We start from the raw sequence: 16,703 nt of genomic DNA, 5'->3' as shown, positions 1-16,703 counted from the left end.
CTAAATTTACACAAAATTTATCTTATTTATTTTAGGAGGAGTGATGATCTACGATAACATCGTAAAAACGATCGGTAATACACCTATCGTAAAGGTTAAAACAAGTGCTGACGAGGCTGAAATTTACGTAAAATTAGAGTTTTTTAATCCAGGTGGCTCTGTAAAAGATAGGATCGCATTTAATATGATAACCAAAATGCTAGCTGACGGTACGCTAAAACATGGCGATACGATCGTTGAGCCAACGAGCGGAAATACTGGTATTGGCGTAGCGATGTGTGGTGCTGCACTTGGTTTTAAAGTGATACTTTGCATGCCAGAGAGCATGAGCATCGAAAGACGTAAAATAGTGGCTGCTTATGGCGCACAACTTGAGCTTACTCCAGCATCTGGTGGTATGAAAGCAGCGATCGCAAGAGCTACAGAGCTAGCAGCTCAGCCAAATCACATAATGCTAAGCCAGTTTGAAAACAAGTATAACCCACAAGCTCACGAACTAACAACAGCAGCTGAGATTGTGGCTGATTTTAGTAAGCTTGATGCATTTGTAGCTGGCGTTGGTACAGGTGGCACGATAAGCGGCGTGGCAAAAGTTCTAAAAGAAAAGGGCTATGATACTGAGATCATCGCAGTTGAGCCTGAAGCATCGCCGGTTTTAAGTGGTGGCAACCCAGGGCCGCATAAAATTCAAGGCATTGGAGCAGGATTTTTACCAAATACTATGAATATGAGCCTAGTTAGCGAGGTAGAAAAAGTAAGCAACGATGACGCACTAAACGCAGCTAGAGCAATCGCTAAAAGTGATGGACTCATGATAGGTATAAGCGGTGGTGCTGCTTACGTGGCTGCAAAAAGAGTGGCTAAAAGACTTGGCGCTGGCAAAAAAGTACTTTTCATAGCTCCAGATAATGGCGAAAGATACTTAAGCACAGAGCTTTACGGAGCATAAAAATATGTGGGAGAGTCTAAAGGAGCTAGTTCAAACTGTTCGTGAAAAAGACCCATCGGTACATAAGTGTTGCTTTTTGGCAATACTTATAAATACTCCTGGTATTCATGCAGTTTTGTTTCATAAAATTTCTCATTTTCTATATAAAAAAGAGCATTTTTTTCTAGCTAGGCTCATCTCGCAAATTGCAAGATTTTTAACAGGCATCGAGATCCACCCAGGCGCAAAGATCGGCAAGAGATTTTTCATAGATCACGGCATGGGTGTGGTTATCGGTGAGACAGCTGAGATAGGCGATGATGTAATGATGTATCATCAAGTAACACTTGGAGGCACTGGAAAAGAGTGTGGCAAAAGGCATCCGACTGTAAAAAATGGCGTGACTATCGCAGCTGGCTCAAAGATACTAGGTGCCATAACTATCGGTGAAAATGCTAAGATCGGCGCAAACTCGGTCGTGTTAAAAAATGTCCCAGCAAACGCGACAGTCGTTGGTATACCAGCGAGAATAGTTCGAGTAAATGGGACAAAATTTGAACCAGAGTTTATTATCTAATCTCAAAGACTAGATAAATTTATTCTTACTTTTTATGCTTTAAAATTTGAGCATAAATTTCGTCTTTTAGTTTTAACTTCTCTTTCTTTAAATTATCAATTTCAGATGGTTTCGCCAGATTGTCGTCTATTTTTTTATTTAGCTCATCATGTTTTTTGCAAAGAGCAGCAAAACGAGCATCGGTTTTCTTTAGCTCATTTATAAGGTCTGTATATTCATGTAACATATCGGCTCCTATAAAAATTTGAGAAATTTTATCAAGGCTTTGTAAATGCTTGGATATAAAAAAGGTGCCAAGACATTGCTTAAATTTTTAAAAAGAGCAAGTAGAAAATTTATTTTATACGTATTTAAATTCTTCAGGTTTGTGTTTGCTTTTTACAACACGCTTGGTTAGACGTATTCCATCAACGGTACCGATGACTAAAAGCTTTGATCCTGTTCCTACTAATGTGTCACCATTTGGCATTGGTACAAAATTATTATTTATATCTCTAATGCCCACTATGTCTGCATTTGTTATGTTTCGTAGATGAGTTTCTTTTAATCTTTTAAATCTTATCCAAGAGTAATCAGGCACAAGAATTTCTTCTATATCGATAGGTGAATTTTTTGTATACAAAAACTGCTCTAATAAATTTTCCATGTCCGGCCTTACGCTCATGGCGCTTAGGCGTTGTGCAACCAGACGAGATGGGCTCACTACATTGTCAGCGCCTAATTTTTTTAATCTTTGTGTATCGTCTTCTGTCTCTGCATTTGTGATGATATGATAAGGCTTTCTGCGACCTATCTCTTTTTCATAAAGTCTTACAGATGCTATAAGGGCGATGTTATCAGCAATATTTGAGCTAAGAGTTATAAGACCTTTTGCGCTTGATAGATGTGTTTTTAAAAAGGCAATTTGTGTGTGTGGCTGAGCTTTTATAAAATATGGATATTTGTAAATTTGGGCTAGCTCTGCGATATCTTCTCTATCATCGACCACTACAAAAGGTATATGATTTTCGCGAAATTGAGCACTAAGTTCGATTGTGTATAGATTGTGATAACAAATAACGAAGTGATTCTTTAGTCTTGCGATCCTATAAAGCATGCGTCGTTCCTTTAAAATGCTAATTAATGTACCTCTTTTTAAAACCTCAACCACAATACCGATCGATAGTGTAAATATAATAAAACCAATAAGTATAAACGTGATAGTAAAAATTCTGCCCTTTGGAGTTATTGGAGCAACTTCGGTAAAACCAACTGTTGTAAAAGTCATGCCAGCTTGGTAAAAGGCATCTATTAGCGAGAAATTATCTATTAAGATATAACCTAATGTTCCAAAAAGTAACAGTAATACGACTGAAATTAGTGGAAATCTAAAAGGTTTTAATTGTTCATAAAGCTCAGTATCTAGGCTTATTTCTGGTTTTGTAGAGTTTGACCAGTTGAGGAATTTTAAAAGTCTTGAGAGAAAAGACATAAATTCCTCTTCATTTTATATTCTTAGTTTGATTGTTTCTTCATCGTTCTTAGAGTAGAAGCAGCAACTTTTATCTTTCTTGTAGTACCATCTTCTAGCGTAACGCGAATCGTTCTAAGATTTGGCAAGAATCTTCTTTTAGTTTTATTGTTAGCGTGGCTCACATTGTTGCCTATCATCGGTCCTTTGCCTGTTATCGCACATCTTTTTGACATTTTTTTTCCTTATAAACAAAAATTTCTGCTTATTTTATCTAAAACAAACAAAAGTAATGCTTAAATAGATTCTTTTTTAAAAGAATTGATTTTTATTAATAATCTAGATAAAATAACACCTTTGCCTATAATTATAAATAGCAAAAATATTTAGAAATCTTGAGTGATACAAAATGCTTAGTAAAGAGTTGATCGAAAAAAATGTTGATTTTGTTTTGCAGATGCCAACTCTTTTTGAAAAGGTCGAGCGTTTTTTATTAGCTGGTAATCTAACTGAGGCAGTTACTACTTTACAAAATATAGCATCTTTTAAAACTTACTTTAACTCCATTTTTAAACGTGCAAAATTTGATATTCCTTATGATGGCAACGATTTGGTAGTAATAGCAAATATGCTTGGCATTGATACTTTTAGAGCGATAGTGCTTTCTTATTTTATATTTTTAAAATCCCCAAAAATTTATAAGGTATTTAATTTTAAAATCGTTGATTTAATCGAGCTTAATGCTAAAATTTTATCAGATTGGCTAAAGATATTAAATTCTTTTAAAGAAAAGCACTATAACTATTTATCACTTGCTCCGTATTCTATGGCCTGTATTATAGTGTGTGAGAATTTATTTTCAAAATATCCATCTTGCATGTCAGATGTTATTTCGTATTCTGACGTAAGCTATAATAAAATTTTGCAAAAAAAATATGGCTTTAGTCTTTGGGATATTTTTTTAAAAGCAATGAATATGAGTAAGCAATCATTAAGCAAGATTGATAAAGAGATGCTTTGCTTTTTTGAGATTTTGCTCTCTTATGAGTCCAGCAGGCCTGAATTTTATGATTTTGGAGTTGATAAAATTTTAGATATCAATGTTTATCCAGAGATGCAAACCATTATATTTATTAAAAAAGCTCTGCAAAAATGAAATTAACTTTTAATGGTTCTATGGCAATTATAAGGCCTTTTGGTTTTTTGGAAGCAGAGAATGTTCCATTAAAATTAAGTGAAAAATATATAAACCAAATTTCATCGCGTGATATCAGTGCTATATTGCTTTCACTAAAAAATGTTACATTTTTTAGCCCTATTTGGCTTGGTAGAGTAATTGAAAATTTAAGTGAAGAAGCGCAAAAGTTTGGCGTGGTATTTGCGATTTGCGATTACAATGAAATTTTTTATGAATTGATGATGAGAACAGTTAAGAATATTTTAAATATTTCAATGTTTGAAAGTGAAAATATCGCAAGCTTGTTTTTAAACAAATTTCTAAACAATGCAAATGGCAAAGTATTTATTTACAACTCGACTGAGCAGTACAAGCACTATTTAGCTAATTACCTAAAAAATCGCTCATTTGATGTGGTTGAGGCTAGAGATGCGATCGAGTTTAATAAAAAAAAGAATTTATATAGTTATGCAGTGTCACAGCTAAATCATGTGAGATTAAGACAAAATCAGATAGATACTTTTATAAAAGATGGTGTCGTTGTTTATGCCATAAAAAGTTTTATGGACTCAGATTTTATTGAAGATTTTGATATGCCAGCTCATGATATTATGCTAAAAATCGGATATAAATTTTTTCTTTTATGGGTAAATATTTCTGGTGCTTTAAATATAAGAGGCGCAAAATTTCTAATCAAACTTGCTAGCATTAGCAAAAGATCAGGTGCATTTATTTCGCTTTGTGGCATAAACGAAGCAAATTTATCTATTGAATTAGTAACGTACCTTAAAGATGCAAATATATTTATCTATAAAAATTTAAATGACTTTTACAAAGACGACACTATTTTTTATCTTAAAAAAAGAGACTTTGATGCAGAGCCAGTAGATATCAACAAGAGCGTTGCTCAAATTTCATCTTATGTGACGCAAATTGCGAGCAAAATTATCTCACAGTTAGCAGAAGAAGAAATTTTGTGTGTTGATACCAAGGTTAGTGCGCTTGACATAGAGGATGAGTGCGATTACTTGCGCATTTGTGTTCAGTATTATGGTGATATTTACGCAAGAGTGCTATTTGGAGTAAAAAAAGATAAATTAGACAAAATTTGCTCTATTTTTATGCCTGAAGGCGATGATTCAAATGATTATTTAAGTGGATATTCTCAAATTTTTAGTATCATTACAGATAAATTTTTGACTCATCTTTGGCAAAAAGGCATAAAAGCAAAAGTTAGCTTGCCTAAAATTTTATCTGATGATGTTTTTTTTGATCACAATAGTATAGGTATTATGAATAGGCTAGATGCAAAAGATGACGAAATTGGCTTTATATTTGTAACTAAATAAGGAGAAAAAATGTACGTTGCACCTAGTATTTTATCGGCTGATTTTGGAAATTTGGCAGCTGAGATAAGAGCCATTTGCGAGGCTGGGTGCGATCTGGTGCATGTTGATGTTATGGATGGGCATTTTGTGCCAAATTTAACCATCGGACCAGTTGTGGTAAATGCCGTTGCAAAGGCAGCTACAAAGCCACTTGATATACATTTGATGGTTGAAAATAACTCGTTTTTTGCCGACCTTTTCTTGCCGCTAAAGCCAAAATTTCTAACCTTTCACATCGAAGAAGAGAAGCACCCAATGAGACTCATTGATCACATCAGGAAAAATGACGTTGGCCCTGGCATCGTGCTAAATCCGCATACGCCAGTTAGTGCGATCGAGCATATCATTGATGAAGTCGATATGGTGCTTTTAATGAGTGTAAATCCTGGCTTTGGCGGTCAGAAATTTATGCCAGTCGTGCTTGAAAAAACAAGGACACTAAGAGAGCTCATAGATCGTAAAAACGCCAAGTGCCTCATCGAAGTAGACGGCGGCGTAAACGGACTAAATGCGCCTGATCTTGAAGAGGCTGGAGCTGACATCTTGGTGGCAGGCAACTACATCTTCTCATCAAATTCTTACGAACAAGCCATCCGCGCCATAAAGCTTGAGTTTTGAAACCAAAAAAACAGCGTTTAGAAAATAGCATAGAAATTTTAGCTAGGCAAAATTTAAGCTATCATGAGTTTATTTTAAGATTTGGCGATATAGAAGAAATTTCATCACTCATTGACGTGCGCGATCTTGATATGTGGCGAACCCTTGGGCTTGATATCACCAGAAATGAAGAGAATGAGATCGAGCTTGGCACAAGATTTAGAGATATTAGTGAGCAGGAATTTTGCGTGGTTGATATCGAAACAACTGGTGGCACTACAAGCGGACAGATCATTGAAATCGGTGCAATAAAAATGAAAAATGGCACCGAAATAGGGCGCTTTGAAAGCTTTGTGGCAGCTCCTGTGGTGCCTGAAAATATCACCGAGCTAACTGGCATAAAGGCGAGCGATCTAGTTGGCGCTCCAAATTTACTAAATGTGCTTGAGCGGTTTAAAATTTTTCTAGGGACTAGCGTATTTATCGCGCACAACGTAAATTTTGACTACGGATTTATCTCTCATAGCCTAAATGAGATCGGCCTTGGCATGTTGCTAAATAGAAAGCTTTGTACCATCGATCTTAGTCGTCGCACTATCGCTTCGCAAAAATACGGACTTGGCTCGCTAAAAGAGCTTCTTGGCATAAACAATACCCACCACAGAGCGTTAAATGACGCAATAGCAGCAGCTGAAATTTTTAAAGTCTGCCTCACACGCCTGCCTTTTAGTATCCAAACGACAGAGGATCTCATAAGCTTTAGCAAAACAGCTCCAAGTGTGAAGCTAAAACCTGAACCGGTTTTATGTGCGAATTAGCAATAAAAAATTATTCACAATCCTAAATTTAATCATTAATTTCTATGCGATCTTTGTTTTTAAAGGATTATGGGCATTTTCGCTAAATTTTATAAAAAAGGAGGCAAATGAGCCAGAAAAATTTAGTTTCAAATTTAATCTCAGCTGACGATGAGATGCTCGCTTTTTTGTCAAAATTTGGTGAAAATTGGTGCGTGAGTAATGATGGAGCGGAGTTTATAGAACAAAATTTGACCTTTATCGGCTCAAAACCAGTTTTGCAAAATTTAAAAGATTACAAAACGGCTGAATATAAAAAATTTACCGACATTAAAAAATTTCTCAGCTCAAATCCAAGTATCAAAAGTAAAATTTTAAGTGGTGATATAAGCTACATCGGCGACAACTTAACAAATATAGAAGTTAAATTTGCGCCTGAGTATTTTTATGATTTTTTAAAATTTGTAGTTGAAAATATCCCAGAACATCACTATTTTTGCTGTTCTAAGGAGGGCTGGATATTATTCATTGCGATGGAGGGATATGTGGAATTTGGTGTTTTACACTAATAAATTTATTTTTAAGCAGTTGTCTAAAATTGTCCATAAAAACAAAACGTGAAAGAAAAATTATTCGTAAAAATTCTTAAAATTAACAAAAAACCGGGCTTGCATCCTAACACCGCTTGTTGCTAGCAAAATTTAATCAATTTTTTTATATAATCTCTATTTTTCACAAAGGCAAAAAGATGGATAGAAAATCTTGGAGTTCAAGGCTCACATACATTTTAGCTGTTGCAGGAGCTACGGTCGGCTTTGGTGCGACGTGGCGTTTTCCGTATTTGGTCGGGCAAAACGGCGGTGGTGCTTATGTTTTGATATTTTGCATAGCAATGATTGTTATAGGGATTCCTATGATTTTAGCCGAAAACGCGATCGGCAGACGCCTAAAATGCAACGCTGTGGATGCTTTTGGTGGATCGATAAATGGCAAAAAGATCAGCAAAAAGTGGCAGATCGTTGGCTGGATGGGGCTTGTTGGTGCATTTGGTATTATGGCTTACTATATGGTTATTGGCGGCTGGGTGCTAAACTATATCGCCCAAATTTCATTTGGCTTGCTTGATCTCTCACATGTAGTTAGCTTTGAGGAGACAAGTGCGTTTTATGAGCAAAATATTGTAAGCAATCCACTTGCTATCAGCTTTGCAACGCTTGTTTTTGTGCTAGTTAATTACGCTATTTTGGTACAAGGTGCGGTCGGCGGTATCGAGCGATCAGCGAAATTTTTAATGCCTCTACTTTTTATCTTAATGCTTATTATGATCGCTAAAAATATCACGCTTGATGGTGCAATAGAGGGCGTAAAATTTTACTTGACACCTAACTTTTCAAAGATAAACTTAAAGCTTTTCGTTGATGTTTTGGGGCAGGTATTTTTTGCTCTTTCGCTTGGATTTGGTGTGATGATCACTCTTTCTAGCTTTGTGAAAAAGGATGAGGGTTTGGTTAAAATTTCTATCATTACAGGCATTTTAAATACGGTAATTGCCGTGCTTGCAGGATTTATGATTTTTCCTTCTCTTTTTAGCTATGGCGTATCGCCAGATAGTGGCCCAAGTTTGGTGTTTAAATCACTACCAATTGTTTTTTCGCATATGCCTTTTGGCGGATTTTTTGCAGTGGCATTTTTTACACTATTAATGATCGCTGCACTTACGACATCGCTACCAATATATGAAGTAATAATCACGACACTTCAAGAAAAATTTAAGATAAAACGCAAGAAAGCAATATTTTTAGTCCTTGGAGGTATATTTATTTTAGGAAATTTACCTTCGCTGATGGCTACAAACATACTAAGTCACGTAAGCATTTTTGGTAAGAATATTTTTGATGCATATGATGCAATAAGCGCAACGATATTTTTTGTATTTACATCATTTGGTTGTGCAATATTCGTAGGTTGGGTGCTAAAAGATGATGCAAAAAAAGAAATTTTGCAAGGTAGTGAAAAACATGCAAAACTAATAAATATCTGGTTTTGGTATATAAAATTTGTCGTACCGTTTATCATTTTGGTACTTTTTATCAGCTCGTTTTACGATAATTTTTTAAAATAGGGCGTAAAAATATGTTTTATTTTTTACTCGGTATTTACTTTTTTTACGTCGCCGCAAAGGCGATTTTGGCGATTTTGCAGATAAATTTTATACGCGCAGAGGCTAAAAAGCCCGCCGTCGTGTTAGAGCAGAATGAATACGAAACCGCCGCCGCTGCAGCGATAAGCAATCAAAAATTTGAGATAGTAAGCCTTCTCTATCACGCCGCGATATTTGTGATGTGGGCGTACTGGGGGCTTGGCGCGATATCGGGGCATGCTTATAAAACGGGAGATATAGGCGATAACGTCTTTATGGTTATGGTATTTTTGCTCGTTTCGTCGCTACTAGAACTACCGCTAAATATCTACGAAACCTTCGTCAAAGATAAAAGGCTCGGCTTTTCAAACGTAACGCCTAAAATTTTTGCGCTTGACCTGCTTAAAACGCTCGCGCTAACGCTAGTTTTTGGCACGCTATTTGTGTGGCTGGTACTGCTTTGCATTAGATTTTTGGGCGATTTTTGGTGGTTTTGGGCGTTTTTGCTTAGCTTCGCGGTCGCGCTTGTTATAAATCTCATCTATCCGACGCTCATCGCACCAATTTTTAACAAAATGCAGCCGCTAGAAGATGGCGAGCTAAAAAGCCGTATAGAAGGGCTTTTGGCGCAGTGCGGGTTTAAAAGTAGCGGCGTTTTTACGATAGACGCTAGCAAGCGCGATAACCGCTTAAACGCCTATTTCGGTGGCCTTGGCGCGACTAAACGCGTGGTGCTTTTCGACACGCTCGTTAAAAAACTAAGTTTAGATGAGATAATCGCCGTTTTAGGGCATGAGCTGGGGCACTTTAAGCACAAAGATATCCTAAAAATGATCGCTCTAAGCGCGGTTATGCTTTTTGCGATGTTTTTGATATTCGGCAATATCCCAGACGCGGCGTATCAAGCGCTTGGGCTTCATAGCGGAGGCGGCGGAACGATCGTGTTTTTGCTACTTTTTTCGCCGATTTTCGGGTTTTTATTTTCGCCGGTGAGCTCGTATTTTAGCCGCGCGAATGAATTCGGCGCCGATAAATTCGCAGGCGACGTCTCAAACAAAGCCGACATGATAAGCGCGCTAAAAAAACTAGGCTCCGAAAACAAGGCCTTCCCAAAGGCCCATCCGCTCTACGCGTTCGTCTATCACTCGCACCCAAGCCTCTTTGAGCGTATAAACGAGCTGGAAAATGAAAATTGAAGAGGCTCTTAAAGAGGCTAGTTTAAGACTAAGCTCACTTTGCCAAAATCCAAGCAGAGTAGCTAAAATTTTGCTTATGAACTATCTTGATGTAAGCATTGAATGGATATTTTTAAATCAAAAAAATGAATTTGATGAAAGCGGCTATTTTGCTCTAGTTAAAAGGTATGAAAACTACGAGCCTCTTGAATATATAACTGGTAAAGCTAGCTTTTATGGGCTTGATTTTTACGTGGAAAGCGGAGTGCTTATCCCAAGACCTGAAACAGAAATTTTAGTGGATAAAGTAATAGAAATCTCACGCGAATATAATGAACCAAAGATCGCAGAAATAGGCACAGGAAGTGGAATTATTAGTATCATGCTAGCTCTAAAAACAAATGCAAATATCGTAGCGACAGACATCAATGAAAAAGCTTTGATGCTTGCTAAAAAAAATGCAGATAAATTTGATGTAGGCGGGAGGATCAAATTTTTAAACTGCTCTTATGTGGATGAAATTTTAGAAGATATTGATATTTTGGTTTCAAATCCGCCATATATTGCAAGAAGCTATAAACTTAGTAAATTTGTACTAAATGAGCCAGAAAGTGCGCTCTTTGGAGGCGAAGTAGGAGATGAAATTTTAAAAGATATTATTCTCATAACCAAAGATCGTAATATCAAAAACGTTGCTTGTGAGATGGGGTACGATCAAAAAGCAAGTATGCAAAAATTCTTAGAGGCCAATGGTTTTGAGTATAGTTTTTACAAAGATTTGGCTGGCTTTGATAGAGGCTTTTGCGCGAAGTTAAAAATATAAAGGAGAGAGTTTGAGAGGAGTTTATTTTTTGCTTTTGGCAGTACTTATAGGAGCTGAGCTAACGCTTGGTATCTTGGTGGCGCCAGTCATATTTTTCCCACAAAGCATCATAGGAGATGGCGTACTTACGCATTTTATGAGTGGTCAAATGATGACAAAGATATTTTTGAAATTTAATTATATTTTGCTTTTTATAAGCATAGTTATAATGATTAGCGAGCTATTTGATCTTAGAAAAAAGCTTATTTTTTCACTAAAATTTAGCATGTTAATGCTTGCTTTTTTAAATTTGGCTTTAGCTTTGAGCTTTGTATTTTTCTTTACGCCTTTTATAGTTTACGCTCAAAATTTGGGGGTCGATGCGACACAGACGGCTGAATTTGCCAAAATGCATAGTGCGAGTGAATATGTGATGAAAATCATGCTTGTTTTGCAAATCATTTTATTTTTTGTGAAATTTAAGATTAGCCAAAATGAATGCAAAGCCTGATATTCAAGTTTTAACAAATTTTCTAGCCGAATACACGGCGGCGATGGTGAGTGCTGGCACCTACACCGCACGCGTAGAAAAGTGTGTAGACCGCATAGCTAGACACTACGGCTACGATATTAGCGTGACGATTTTTGTGAAGTATTTTACCATTAGCGTCATGGACTCGGCCGACAACTCCCTACGCCGAACCTACGTGAAAAAGATCCCGTTTGGTTATGTGAGCTTTAACCGTATTTCCGAGCTTTCATCGCTTAGTTGGCGGATTTTGGATGAAAATTTAAGCTTAGATGAGGCAAAAGAGCAGTTTGAGGGCGTCATGCGCATAGGGGCGAATAAATTTGCAAGCTCGCTTATTTTAATAAGCCTTGCAAATGCGGCGTTTTGCAAGCTTTTTGGCGGCGACGCGGGCTCGGTCGTATGCGTATTTTTTGCGACGCTCGTGGGGTATAGCCTTAGATTTGCGCTTGCTAAAATTGGCGTAAATTTAAAAATCCAGTACGTCCTAGTCTCGTTCGTCGTCTCGTTTATCGCCTATCTTGGCGTATTTTACGGCTTTACGCACACTAGCGACGTGGCGATCGGCTCGTCGATACTATTTTTGATGCCGGGCGTTTTTCTCATAAACTCGGTCTTTGATATCATAAACGACAACACGCTTGTAGGCATCAGCAGGGCCGTGAGCACGGGCATCTTGATACTTTGCATAGCAGTGGGCGTCTATATCACACTCTCGCTTAGCAATGCGGAGATTTTACATGTTTGAGCTTTTTACCGCGACTCTTATAGACGGCGCTTTTGCGGCGGTGGCTGGGCTTGGCTTTGCCTACGCTAGCTCGCCGCCCAAAAGGACTCTCGCATTTTGCGCGCTGCTTGCGGCGTTTGCGCACGCTAGCCGCTTTTGGATCATGCAGATGGGATTTTTTAACATTAGCGTCGCCACTCTCATAGTATCATTTTTAAGCGGGATTTTAGGTATGCTCTTTGCTAAACGGCTAAAGGTGCCCGCCGAGATCATCGCATTTCCGGCGCTTTTGCCGATGGTACCGGGAGTCTACGCGTACAAGGGCATTTTGGCGCTATTTTCGTTTCTAAACGAGCCTAATATCGCTAAGAAAAACGAATATCTAATCATATTTTTCGATAACGCAATCACGACTACGACGGTCTCGCTAGCCCTTGGCGTGGGCGTTTCGGTGGTGCTTATTTTATTTTACGATCAGTCCTTGATGATAACTCGCGGCGCTAAGTGTGATCTAGCGGCGAGGAAGATGCGCGAGTAATTTTAACTTTCGGCATAGAAATTTTGTATGGTTTTTTGATAGTTTTTATTATTTTTACTAGATATTTTCTCAATTTTGCCGATGTAGCTTAAAACCAAATTTTAAAAGGATTTATGATGTTAAGCGGTATCGGCGGATTTTCTAGTGTCGCTAAAAATTTTCAACTAAATGAAAAACATAGCATAAAGAGTCAAATCATATATAAAAATGAAATCTCGCAGCCGGATACGGTCGAGCACAAATTTAACGAAGTTTTAGGCTATAAAGTAGGTGCGGACGGATATTTTACGTTCGAATTTAACGAAGCCGCAGGTATCCCAAAGGACTACAAAATCCACTCTGATACCTTAAAATCTCTCGTGAACGTAAATGATAAAGCGATCGCATTTAATAAAATGTTTTCAAAAATCGACATAGCAAAAACAGTCGGCAATGCATATAAAATTTTATCCCAAGTAGTCGGCGAGGACGTTTTAAATTCCAAAGAAAGTTTTAACAAAGAAGACCTCGCCAAATTTCCTCAAGGATACGAGTACGAAAAATCAAGTCTAAAAGTAACTAAAGTAAATAAAAACATCTACGACTATGCGTCGGCACGTAGCGCCTTTGACGATAAGTCTGGGAAAACCAACATGGAAACGCTATTTTTTAATAGCTCATATCATGCGTTAACAACAACGCCGCAATATAAGCCGTCAACCAATATCTTTGATAACAATAACGGCGGTAAAGAGAGCGAAAATGTGAGCGTGTTTATAAATCCTCACGGCGAAAGATACACTAATCCTGACGGTAGTATAACCAAAGGAGGCTTGATAGCAGCCGTAATAAACTCAAATTTAGACGTACTAGAGGGCGAAACTACGGTTTGGGGCAAGATGCAAGGTTATGACAAAAGCATAAGCGGCAAAGAATACAGACAAAAGCTGGACGCTTTTATTGATTCGCGCAATATCTACGGTATCAAAGGAAGCGAGCTTGACGGGCTTAGCAAGGATTACCGAGAATATGTACTAACGTTTCAAAAAATGCAAGAGTCGCTTTTACCCGGTAGCACTGCCTTAAGCGGCAACTCTAACATAACTTCCGACGGCAAAGAATCAAAAAGCCTCTTTGAAATAATGCAAGAGGATATGAAAGAGGCACAAAAACGCCTAGAAAAGCTAACCAGGCAAGAAAAGCGAACACAAAAGATGCTGGATAAAAACAGAAAATACGACAAAGAGCTAGAGCAAAATACTAGAAAAAATTTAGAAGAACTCGAGGCGATAATGAAATTTAACGCTAAGAGCGTGGATATAAAGGCTTAAAAGGATTAATATGATAAGCGGCGTAAACGGATTTAACGCAAACGTAAATTATGATTTTAGTAGCGCTCACGAGCGAAATTTAAAAGCACGCGAGGAAAAAGAGGCGGATATAATGGGTCTTTTAAGAAAAATCAGTAAAATGTGCCTTAATCTAAAAGCCTAAGGAGTGGCTGTGAAAATACGAATCTACTACGAAGATACCGATGCTGGTGGCATAGTCTATCATACAAACTACATTAAATTTTGTGAGCGAGCCAGAAGTGAAGCATTTTTTCAGGCTGGGCTAGATTTTACAAAAGAGGGCGGATACTTTGTAGTTTCGTCGCTGGAGGCTAAATTTATAGCTTCTGCTGTGCTTGGAGATGAAATTTTTGTGCGAAGCAAGGTATTGGAGATTAAAAAAGCTAGTCTTGTTTTGGAGCAAGAAATTTATAAATTTGATGACAAAAATGCCGAAAAACTACTTTTTAGAGCGACGATTACGTTAGCCTTTATGAAAGAAGAGAGACTTGCAAAGATAAATGATGAGATAAAGAAATTTTTGGAGAATTCTAAATTTTAGATCGTGGCTAAGTTTAGAAATTTAACTTTAGCCACTTTGTGCTTTTACATTGAGCTATTTTAATTGAGCAAAATTTCTTGATTTGCTTCGTCAAAGTGGTCGCCTTTTGCGTTATAAATTTTAACTCCATATAAAACTTGTGAGTTTTCAACTCTTTCGGTAAAAATTCTATCAGCACTTTTATCTATAAAATTTGTATATATATACTCGGCACCAAAAGCACTTGAATAGCCGATTTGCGAATATCTAAAATCTACATCAAAAAGATCACCAAGCCCCAAAAATAAGTCGTTAATAGGATTTAATGAGTTTGCAATGAAAAGATTTTGTCTATCTCTTTGTGCGATGGCATTAAAGATATTTGGTAAAAAATTTATCTGTGTGCTTAAAAGTGCGTATGGTTTTATCTCAAAGCCCCTCATCTGCGTTGCTACAAGAGAAGCTTTGACGATTGGGATGTTTAAAAATATACTTGCATTATCAAACTTAGATTTTTTACTTAAAGTATCGTTTAAATTTATATCTTTGCCTACGATAGAGGCTTCATGATAATCGCTACTTTGCATGCGGACATATTCATTTAGCTTTTGCCCTAATGAACTACCATCGTCAAATGCAACTATCTTTTCGTTCGAGTAAGCTAGCAAAGCTGAAATTTGGTCTTTATAATCAATGCCACCAAAGATCAAATTTGGTTTTGGATTTATGATAAAAGAGCTATGAACGCTTGGAATGTAGATAAGCTCATTTGATAGAACTAGCGAATTTATAATGTTTGCACCATTTGATGTAAGGGCTGCGATAAAATAATTAAAGTCTTGGGCTCTAGCCGTTTGCATAGCATTGGTAAGACTTTGTGGGCTTTCATCGTTGCTATTTATAAATTTGATCTCGATATCCGCATCTTGCTTTAAGACATAGCTTAAGACCGCATTTGATACAACATTTGCATAAGATTTTATAATCTTTTGTGGGATGATTACAGCGATTTTGCCGCTTTTATTAACTTTTAAAATAGCTTCACCACCAAGAGAGATATAAAGCTCTAAAAGAGTGTTATCATCTATTTTTGCTGGCTCAAATCTCGCCATAAAGCTAGCCAGCAAATCAGCCTTAATAAGCTCATTTAAGCAGGCATTATCACAAAATTCTGGTTCTAAATTTATATAAGTAATCTTTGCTGGAGGTATGCTTGATAGACTTTGGTTTTTTGTAACATTACTCTCAAAATTTATCTCATCTTGCGATGCAAAAATAGTTGAAAAAATGGCTAAAAAAAGTAAAATTTTTCTCATATCACTCCTTTGATCTTTCTTAAATCATCTATAAAAATATTTTCAAAACTAGGATTTTTGCTTATCCACTCTGGTGAAAACGTTGGTAAAATAAGACTGTCTTCATTTTTTAAAATACTACCTCTTATACTTGAAAATCCGCCTTTTAACAATAAATTTGGATATAAATGCATAAAAGCTTTCTCTCCTAAAGTCACTATTATCTTTGGTTTTATCAGTCTAATCTCTTCAAACAAATAAGGACGACAAAGTTCGATAGAACGGTTTAAAATCGGACTTTTATCATCACTTTGTGAAATTTCGCACCGAAGTAGAGAACTTACATAAATTTCTTTTATATCTAAATTTAAACTATTTTTTATGGCATTTTCTAAAAATTTTTTACTGTTATTTTCATAAGAATCATTTTTTTTAGAAAATAATATAAACATGATTTTGCTATTTTCATTGCCGATGCCAGCTGTTACGCCTTTTGAGCTATTTCGCAAAGAGCAAAGAGAACATTTTTTTACTTCGCGGTTTAGCTCATCAATATTGTTGTAATCATGATAATTGCTTAGACTAAGAAAATTTTTATCAATAAACTTATATCCAATTTGTTTTAAGAAAAATAATTTTTTTAAAAGCCTATTGTCTTTATTAAAATTCATTTTTGGATTATAACTTGATTTGCTTAAAGTTTGAGTTGTGGCTTTTTAAGCTAAGTTATTC

At 36.6% G+C, this 16,703-nt stretch carries 21 protein-coding genes; 16 read left to right on the top strand and 5 right to left on the bottom strand.

The window, feature by feature from the left end; genetic code table 11:
• Window positions 1-43: 43 nt before the first annotated feature.
• Both cysK and epsC read left to right on the top strand, forming a co-directional pair.
• Complete coding sequence (gene cysK, locus CVT18_RS06660) at window positions 44-949, top strand: cysteine synthase A (RefSeq protein WP_103628928.1); 906 nt, start codon at window positions 44-46, stop codon at window positions 947-949.
• Window positions 950-953: 4 nt separating this feature from the next.
• Window positions 954-1,505, top strand: a complete 552-nt coding sequence (gene epsC, locus CVT18_RS06655; RefSeq protein WP_103628929.1) for a serine O-acetyltransferase EpsC — start codon at window positions 954-956, stop codon at window positions 1,503-1,505.
• A gap of 25 nt (window positions 1,506-1,530) precedes the next feature.
• Here the strand turns inward: epsC and CVT18_RS06650 are convergent, their stop codons facing one another.
• The 3 genes from CVT18_RS06650 to rpmB form a co-directional block, all read right to left on the bottom strand.
• Window positions 1,531-1,731, bottom strand: coding sequence for a YdcH family protein (locus tag CVT18_RS06650; protein WP_021091004.1), 201 nt, complete (start codon window positions 1,729-1,731; stop codon window positions 1,531-1,533).
• A 114-nt stretch (window positions 1,732-1,845) separates the two neighbouring features.
• Window positions 1,846-2,976 (bottom strand): potassium channel family protein, encoded by a 1,131-nt coding sequence (locus tag CVT18_RS06645; RefSeq protein WP_085657532.1) that lies wholly within the window; start codon window positions 2,974-2,976, stop codon window positions 1,846-1,848.
• A 23-nt stretch (window positions 2,977-2,999) separates the two neighbouring features.
• Window positions 3,000-3,191 carry a 50S ribosomal protein L28 gene (rpmB, locus tag CVT18_RS06640; protein ID WP_021090707.1) on the bottom strand — a complete coding sequence of 64 codons (192 nt, stop codon included), beginning with the start codon at window positions 3,189-3,191 and terminating at the stop codon, window positions 3,000-3,002.
• Window positions 3,192-3,364: 173 nt separating this feature from the next.
• Here rpmB and CVT18_RS06635 point away from each other — a divergent pair, with 173 nt between their 5' ends.
• The 14 genes from CVT18_RS06635 to CVT18_RS06575 all read left to right on the top strand — a co-directional run bounded on the left by CVT18_RS06635 (window position 3,365) and on the right by CVT18_RS06575 (window position 14,697).
• Window positions 3,365-4,111 (top strand): hypothetical protein, encoded by a 747-nt coding sequence (locus CVT18_RS06635; RefSeq protein WP_103628930.1) that lies wholly within the window; start codon window positions 3,365-3,367, stop codon window positions 4,109-4,111.
• A 47-nt stretch (window positions 4,112-4,158) separates the two neighbouring features.
• Window positions 4,159-5,481 (top strand): hypothetical protein, encoded by a 1,323-nt coding sequence (locus CVT18_RS06630; protein ID WP_199907363.1) that lies wholly within the window; start codon window positions 4,159-4,161, stop codon window positions 5,479-5,481.
• A gap of 9 nt (window positions 5,482-5,490) precedes the next feature.
• Window positions 5,491-6,138, top strand: a complete 648-nt coding sequence (gene rpe, locus CVT18_RS06625; RefSeq protein ID WP_103628932.1) for a ribulose-phosphate 3-epimerase — start codon at window positions 5,491-5,493, stop codon at window positions 6,136-6,138.
• Window positions 6,135-6,935, top strand: a complete 801-nt coding sequence (locus CVT18_RS06620; RefSeq protein WP_103628933.1) for a 3'-5' exonuclease — start codon at window positions 6,135-6,137, stop codon at window positions 6,933-6,935. Before rpe ends, CVT18_RS06620 begins: the two co-directional genes overlap by 4 nt.
• A 107-nt stretch (window positions 6,936-7,042) precedes the next feature.
• Window positions 7,043-7,483, top strand: a complete 441-nt coding sequence (locus CVT18_RS06615) for a hypothetical protein (protein WP_103628934.1) — start codon at window positions 7,043-7,045, stop codon at window positions 7,481-7,483.
• A gap of 179 nt (window positions 7,484-7,662) precedes the next feature.
• Complete coding sequence (locus tag CVT18_RS06610; RefSeq protein WP_103628935.1) at window positions 7,663-9,036, top strand: sodium-dependent transporter; 1,374 nt, start codon at window positions 7,663-7,665, stop codon at window positions 9,034-9,036.
• 11 nt (window positions 9,037-9,047) lie between these two features.
• Window positions 9,048-10,250 carry a M48 family metallopeptidase gene (locus CVT18_RS06605; protein WP_103628936.1) on the top strand — a complete coding sequence of 401 codons (1,203 nt, stop codon included), beginning with the start codon at window positions 9,048-9,050 and terminating at the stop codon, window positions 10,248-10,250.
• The gene (gene prmC / locus CVT18_RS06600) at window positions 10,240-11,052 is read left to right on the top strand and encodes a peptide chain release factor N(5)-glutamine methyltransferase (protein ID WP_103628937.1); all 813 of its coding nucleotides are present in this window, start codon (window positions 10,240-10,242) and stop codon (window positions 11,050-11,052) included. The genes CVT18_RS06605 and prmC overlap by 11 nt, the downstream gene beginning before the upstream one ends.
• A gap of 10 nt (window positions 11,053-11,062) precedes the next feature.
• Window positions 11,063-11,542 carry a DUF4149 domain-containing protein gene (locus CVT18_RS06595; protein WP_103628938.1) on the top strand — a complete coding sequence of 160 codons (480 nt, stop codon included), beginning with the start codon at window positions 11,063-11,065 and terminating at the stop codon, window positions 11,540-11,542.
• Window positions 11,526-12,308, top strand: a complete 783-nt coding sequence (locus CVT18_RS06590; protein WP_103628939.1) for a threonine/serine ThrE exporter family protein — start codon at window positions 11,526-11,528, stop codon at window positions 12,306-12,308. The genes CVT18_RS06595 and CVT18_RS06590 overlap by 17 nt, the downstream gene beginning before the upstream one ends.
• Entirely contained in the window at window positions 12,301-12,825 is a 525-nt protein-coding gene (locus CVT18_RS06585; RefSeq protein ID WP_103628940.1) for a threonine/serine exporter family protein, read from the top strand. Before CVT18_RS06590 ends, CVT18_RS06585 begins: the two co-directional genes overlap by 8 nt.
• Window positions 12,826-12,941: 116 nt before the next feature.
• Window positions 12,942-14,135, top strand: coding sequence for a Cj0814 family flagellar-dependent secreted protein (locus CVT18_RS06580; RefSeq protein ID WP_107824353.1), 1,194 nt, complete (start codon window positions 12,942-12,944; stop codon window positions 14,133-14,135).
• Between the two features lie 10 nt (window positions 14,136-14,145).
• Window positions 14,146-14,298 carry a hypothetical protein gene (locus CVT18_RS10190; RefSeq protein ID WP_159071491.1) on the top strand — a complete coding sequence of 51 codons (153 nt, stop codon included), beginning with the start codon at window positions 14,146-14,148 and terminating at the stop codon, window positions 14,296-14,298.
• Between the two features lie 9 nt (window positions 14,299-14,307).
• Window positions 14,308-14,697, top strand: coding sequence for a YbgC/FadM family acyl-CoA thioesterase (locus CVT18_RS06575; RefSeq protein ID WP_103628942.1), 390 nt, complete (start codon window positions 14,308-14,310; stop codon window positions 14,695-14,697).
• Window positions 14,698-14,756: 59 nt separating this feature from the next.
• Here CVT18_RS06575 and CVT18_RS06570 read toward each other — a convergent pair whose 3' ends face one another.
• Both CVT18_RS06570 and CVT18_RS06565 read right to left on the bottom strand, forming a co-directional pair.
• Complete coding sequence (locus CVT18_RS06570; protein WP_103628943.1) at window positions 14,757-15,992, bottom strand: hypothetical protein; 1,236 nt, start codon at window positions 15,990-15,992, stop codon at window positions 14,757-14,759.
• Entirely contained in the window at window positions 15,989-16,642 is a 654-nt protein-coding gene (locus CVT18_RS06565; RefSeq protein WP_107824352.1) for a uracil-DNA glycosylase, read from the bottom strand. The genes CVT18_RS06570 and CVT18_RS06565 overlap by 4 nt, the downstream gene beginning before the upstream one ends.
• Window positions 16,643-16,703 lie beyond the last annotated feature (61 nt).

Source organism: Campylobacter concisus, from assembly GCF_003048405.1.
Lineage (GTDB): Bacteria > Campylobacterota > Campylobacteria > Campylobacterales > Campylobacteraceae > Campylobacter_A > Campylobacter_A concisus_Q.
The sequence above is the reverse complement of the archived record's forward strand: the minus strand, read 5'-3'. Positions and strand labels throughout refer to the sequence as shown.